General features: G+C 68.1%; 5 protein-coding genes, 1 tRNA gene and 1 pseudogene. All 7 read right to left on the reverse strand.

The annotated features are described in order from the left end of the window. Positions 1 to 261 precede the first annotated feature (261 nt). Positions 262 to 334, reverse strand: a tRNA-Asn gene (locus AC14A7_RS13210). Between the two features lie 60 nt (positions 335 to 394). Further along, positions 395 to 1366, reverse strand: coding sequence for a lactonase family protein (locus AC14A7_RS13215; protein ID WP_484009799.1), 972 nt, complete (start codon positions 1364 to 1366; stop codon positions 395 to 397). A gap of 2 nt (positions 1367 to 1368) precedes the next feature. Then, complete coding sequence (locus AC14A7_RS13220) at positions 1369 to 2277, reverse strand: D-isomer specific 2-hydroxyacid dehydrogenase family protein (RefSeq protein WP_484009807.1); 909 nt, start codon at positions 2275 to 2277, stop codon at positions 1369 to 1371. A gap of 89 nt (positions 2278 to 2366) precedes the next feature. After that, positions 2367 to 2699 carry a TfoX/Sxy family protein gene (locus AC14A7_RS13225; protein WP_484009801.1) on the reverse strand — a complete coding sequence of 111 codons (333 nt, stop codon included), beginning with the start codon at positions 2697 to 2699 and terminating at the stop codon, positions 2367 to 2369. After that, positions 2686 to 3528 carry an ATP-binding cassette domain-containing protein gene (locus AC14A7_RS13230; protein WP_484009803.1) on the reverse strand — a complete coding sequence of 281 codons (843 nt, stop codon included), beginning with the start codon at positions 3526 to 3528 and terminating at the stop codon, positions 2686 to 2688. The genes AC14A7_RS13225 and AC14A7_RS13230 overlap by 14 nt, the downstream gene beginning before the upstream one ends. 29 nt (positions 3529 to 3557) lie before the next feature. Next, complete coding sequence (locus tag AC14A7_RS13235) at positions 3558 to 5213, reverse strand: ABC transporter ATP-binding protein (protein WP_484009805.1); 1656 nt, start codon at positions 5211 to 5213, stop codon at positions 3558 to 3560. Further along, positions 5210 to 5628 (reverse strand): annotated as a pseudogene (locus AC14A7_RS13240) (hypothetical protein); the annotation flags it as partial. The pseudogene AC14A7_RS13240 and the gene AC14A7_RS13235, both read right to left, overlap by 4 nt.

Genomic DNA, 5628 nt, shown 5'->3' on the forward strand with positions numbered 1-5628 from the left:
ACCACGGCGGGTGCCAGTCCGTTGCATCCCAGTCGCGCGCGCCCCATCCGCGGCCAAATCGCTCGTGGCCGTATACGCCCCGACCGAACGTCTCGCGACCTGATCGGCGGGCGCTACGGCGGGACGGGCGGTGCATCACCCGATCGTAGCCGCGCGGTCGTGCCTGCGGCATCCACTGGGCAGACCCTTCGCCGTACTCCCTCGGGAGTACGCGGGCAAAGAAGAAGGCCGCGGAGGGTGGAGCCCCACGCGGCCTTCTAGCTCCTCGACTTGGACTCGAACCAAGAACCTATCGATTAACAGTCGATTGCTCTGCCAATTGAGCTATCGAGGATTGCTGAAACAGCTTGTGTACTTTACCAAAGGTTTTGACGGCCGAGAAACCGAGGGCCCCCTAAGCCTTCACAAGGTACGTCGGAGAGGCTACAGCAGTCGGAGGGGCGATGAGCGCAGGGAGGCCGTCGTCGCCGAGCGTGAAGCTCGCGATCGAGTTCGAGAGCTGGTTGGCGACATGCAGGATGCGGCCGTCGAGGGCGAGATGCCGGGGCCAGTCACCCTCGCTCGATGCGGAGCCGATGGATTCGAGCTCTCGGCCGTCGACACTCGCGCGCATGACCCCGATGCGGTTGGATCCGCGCAGAAGCGCGTAGACAAACCCGGCGTCGGAGATGACGAGGCCGGCCCCCTGGTCGGTCGGCTCCGCTCCCGGAACCGCGATCGTCTCGACGAGGTGCAGCTCTCCACCGCGCCACTCGAGCACGAGCAGCGTTCGGCTGTGCTCGCCGAGCACGTAGAGGAGGCCCGATGGATGCCTGGCAAGGTCGCGAGGCCCCGTTCCGGCTGGCAGCGGGAATGCTGCCGTTCGCACCAGCTCGCCATCGACGAGGCTGTGCACAAGGAGCAGGTCGGCACCGAGGTCTGCACTGATGACGACGCCATCCGCGATCTCGATGGTCGCGTGGGCGTGCGGGCCGTCCTGGGCCGGGTGGGGACCGCTACCGTGCGATGCGAGGGCCGTGCCGAGGGAGAGCGGCTCGCGCTGCAGCACCCCGAGCGATCCGTCGAAGTAGTTGGCCACGACGACGGTATCGCCGTAGATGCCGATGTGGCACGGCCACGTTCCGCCGGTCGCGGCACGCCCCGTCACCGTGTGTGTCTCGCGGTCGATGGCGACGATCTCCCCGCTGCCCTCGAGTGCCGCGTACAGCGTCTGCGGTGTCGCAGCGAGGAATGACGGGGAGACGAACGGGAGGCTGAACGACTCGTCAAGGGCAAGGGAGCCGTCGTCGCGGGAGTGCAGCTGCACGATCCCGGGAGCGCTCCCATTCATGTCGGCACTGTAGCCGCCGATAAACCATTTGGACACGGTCAGTACCCTGCCACAGGGTCGACCACGCCGACGAATCGGCCGTCACCGAGGAACGCATTCACATTGAGCCGGATGCGGTTGGCCAGCAGCGGTGCCGTCATCGCCGGTGTGTCTGCCGAGTGCGAGGTGATCAGGCACCGCGGCTCCGCCCACAGCGGGTGTCCGTCGGGAAGCGGCTCCGGATCCGTGACGTCGAGGCCTGCACCCGCGATCGACCCGGAGGCAAGCGCATCGACGAGCGCGTCGGTGTCGATGAGGGCTCCCCGCGCGATGTTGACGAGAACCGCAGAGTCCTTCATCGCCCGCAGCTGCGCCTCGCCGATCAGCCGGGCCGTCTCCCCCGTGCTCGCTGCGGCGAGGATGACGACATCCGCCGTCGGAAGCACCTCGTCGAGCAGATCGGCGGTCACGGTGCGCTCTGCACCAGCGAGCGGCACCGCAGAGCGGCGCACAACGGTGATCCGCACGTCGAAGACCGAGAGGAGCCGGATGATCTCCGTGGCGATACCGCCCGCTCCAACCAGCACGACGTTCCTGCCGTAGAGCGACGACCCGCGCTTGTCGACCTCCCAGGAGGTCGCGCGGCTCTTCTCAGGAAAATTGCGCAGCAGGGCGAGCGCGAGAGCCACCGCCTGCTCGGCGACCGGCTCGGAGTACGCACCCTTCGCGCTGGTCCACAGCGGGCGGCCAGAGGGGTAGTCGGCGAGGATGTCGGCGAAGGCGTCGACGCCGGCCCAGGGCAACTGCACCCACTCCACCGTCGGGTGCGCATCGAGGATCGCCCGCAGCTCGTCTGCCTGCTTCTCAGAGAGCCACACGATGCCGCGGGTTGCTGGGCCGAGCGGCTCGACGGTTCCCCCGCCGGCCAGCACGGCGTCGACGAAGACCGGGTTGGGGCGCGGTAGCACGGCGATCGGGCCGGGAGTGGGCCGCAGGGCCTCCGGCAAAGCGGTGTGGTGCTCGGCGGCCAGGTCGTAGTGCTGCCCGGTGCCGCGGGTCACGCGCCGGCTCTCCCGCGCTTGGGCTTCGGGGCCGGGAGGGCGTCTGCGGTGGCCTGCATGGCATCCCGAACCCACTCCGCGTTCTCGAGCAGGTCGCCCGGCACCGAGTGGTAGTCCTTCGAGCCCGGGTAGGCGGGCGCGAGCTGCGTTCCCTCGAGGTAGGAGGGTTCGACGGCACTCGGCTTGATGAACAGGATGTCGTCGCACACGAACGCGGTGACCTTGCCGTCGACGTACACGCAGTACTCGCCGAACATCTTCGCCGTGCGCACGTCAAGGCCGGAGAGCTGATCCTCGATGTAGGCGATGGTCTGCTCAGACGTCGACACGGGAGTCCTCCAGCTCTCTGCCGAGATCCCGGGTGCGGGCGAGCGTCGCCACATACGGGTGGTGCGGGTCGGCGAGAACCTCGTCGAGGTCTCCGTTGGCCACCACCATGCCGTGGTACATCACAAGCACCCGGTTCGACAGGTTCTGCAGCTCGTGGAGGTTCGAGGTGACAACGAAGGCAGAGAAGTCGAGGTCGGACTGAAGCTCGTGGATGATGTCGATGATCGCGGGACGCGCCGTGACATCCACCCCAGAGGTCGGGTCGTCGGCGATGAGCAGCTCTGGCTCGAGCACGAGCGCTCGCGCGATGGCGATGCGCTGGCGCTGCCCGGCGCTGAGCTCGTAGGGGAACTTGTTCATGGTTCCCATGGGAAGGCGAACGGCGTCGACGAGGGTTGCCACGATCATGCCGGCGCGTCGCTGGTTGAACTTGCGGTCGCTGGCGAATATCGGCTCGGCGATCGACTCCCCCGCGGTCAGGTGCGGCACAAGGCGCGCGCCCGCTCCCTGGGGCACGTAGCCGATGCGCGACACGACCTTCTCCCGCTGGCGATCGCGCACCCGCCGCATCTGCGTTCCCAGCACGGTCACCGACCCTCCGCTGATGCGGGGAGATGCCGGTACGTCGAGGTCGCCCTCGCCCGCGAGCACGCTGGCGAGGGCGCTCTTGCCAGAACCGCTCTCTCCGATCACCGCGAGAGTCGTGCCGCGCGGGATATCGAAGGTGGCCCCGCTGACGGCAGGAGCGACCGGGGCGGCCCGTCGCTGGTGGAACCGAATCGACAGGTCGACCGCCGAGACTGCTAGAGACGGATCGGCGTGTGGCATGTAACCCATTCTGCCCGACGGGGAGTCACTCAGTCTGCCGCCTGCAGGGCGTGCAGGGCGTCTCTTCTCGCCGCCTGGGCGACCGGATCCGGCACGGGCAGTGAGGCGAGCAGACGCTGGGTGTACGGATGCCGCGGCGCGCCGAGCACCTCTGCACCGGTGCCCTCTTCAACGAGCTCTCCGTGGTACAGCACGGCAATACGGTCGGCGAGCAGGTCGACCACCGCAAGGTCATGGCTGATGAAGAGCGCCGCGAAGCCGAACTCCCGCTGCAGCTCGGAGAACAGCTCGAGCACGCGTGCCTGGACGGAGACGTCGAGCGCGCTCGTCGGCTCGTCGGCGATGAGCAGCTTCGGCCCGAGGGCGATAGATCGTGCGAGCGAGGCGCGCTGCCGCTGGCCGCCGCTGAGCTCATGCGGGAACCGGTCGACATAGGCGCTCGGCAGCTGGACTGCGTCGAGCAACTCCATGACGCGGGCCCTGCCAGCCGCCGTGTTCGCGACCCGGCCGTGCACGACGAGCGGCTCTGCGATTGCCTGGCCGATAGTGAGCAGCGGGTTGAAGCTCGACGCCGGATCCTGGAAGACGAAGCCGATCTCGCTGCGGACGGGCTTGAAGTCGCGCTCGCGCACGCCATTCATCTCGTGGCCGAGCACCTGAAGCGACCCGCCGGTCACGCGGGTGAGCCCAGCGATCGCGCGGCCGATGGTCGTCTTGCCAGAGCCGCTCTCTCCAACGAGGCCGAGAACCTCACCCGGCTGGATGCTGAAGCTCACGTCGTTGACGGCACGGAACCCACCGCGGCCGAGTCGACCCGCGTACTCGATGACGAGTCCGTCGGCGACGACAACCGGCTCTGCCGCGGTGCGCGACGCCGCGCGAGCGGCGGTGGCGGCTGCCCCGGTGCCGAGCTTCGGCACGGCGGCGAGAAGCTTCTTGGTGTACTCGTGCTTCGGCGCGCTGAAGAGCTCGCGAGCCGACGCCGTCTCGACGACCTCGCCGTTGTACATGACCGCGACACGGTCGGCGAGGTCGGCGACGACACCCATGTTGTGGGTGATGATGACGACCGCCGTGCCGAACTCGTCGCGCACCCGGCGGAGCAGGTCGAGGATCTCCGCCTGCACCGTCACATCGAGCGCCGTGGTCGGCTCGTCGGCAACGATGAGCTCTGGCTCGAGCACGAGCGCCATCGCGATGACGACACGCTGCTTCTGGCCGCCGGAGAACTGGTGCGGGTAGTAGTCGACCCGCTTCTCCGGTTCGGGAATGCCGACCGTTCGCAGTATGTCGATGGCCCTCGCTCTCGCCTCTGCTCGCGAGACGGCACCGTGGGCACGGAGCCCCTCCGCGATCTGCCAGCCGACCGTGAAGACCGGGTTGAGGGCAAGAGAGGGCTCCTGGAAGACCATGGCGACATCCACACCGCGCACCTGGCGCAGCTGGGACTTCGAGAGCGCGATGACGTTCTGGCCGTTGACGAGAACCGCGCCCCGCGTCACTGCGGTCTCTGGCAGCAGTCCGAGAATCGTCTTGGCCGTCACGGTCTTGCCGCTGCCGCTCTCGCCGACGATCGCGAGCACCTCGCCGGGGTTGACGGCAAGGCTCACGTCGTCGACCGCGACGACGTCGCCGCCGTCGGTGGCGAAGGTCACCTTGAGGTTCTGGATGTCGAGGGCGGTCATGGCAGGTCCATCCTGTTCGCGGGAACCACCGCGTCGATACTGCCGCCCGGCATGGCAGAGGAGGACGCCGTCAGCGCCGGCGTGCCGTCTGCCTTTCGGCGCGTGCGCAGCCGCGGGTCGGCGAGGTCGTTGAGGCTCTCGCCGACGAGGGTGATGCCGAGCACGACGAGCACGATCGCAAGCCCTGGGAAGATCGAGGTCCACCAGATGCCGCTCGTGACGTCGGAGATCGACTTGTTGAGGTCGTAGCCCCACTCCGCCGCCGAGCTCGGCTCGATGCCGAACCCGAAGCATCGCCAAGCCGATGACCGGCAAGGAGAAGGATCTCGACGACGGCGTCAAGCTCACGCAAGCGGGCATGGCGTTCGGCACGCCGATCTACATGGCGCCCGAGCAAGCGCTCGGCAATCCGATG

It is taken from the genome of Conyzicola sp. (assembly GCF_057073975.1).

Bases quoted from the DNA above. Each gene is read 5' to 3' on its own strand.
- AC14A7_RS13230 (WP_484009803.1), bottom strand. From the start codon at position 3,528: ATGCCACACGCCGATCCGTCTCTAGCAGTCTCGGCGGTCGACCTGTCG.
- AC14A7_RS13235 (WP_484009805.1), bottom strand. From the start codon at position 5,213: ATGACCGCCCTCGACATCCAGAACCTCAAGGTGACCTTCGCCACCGAC.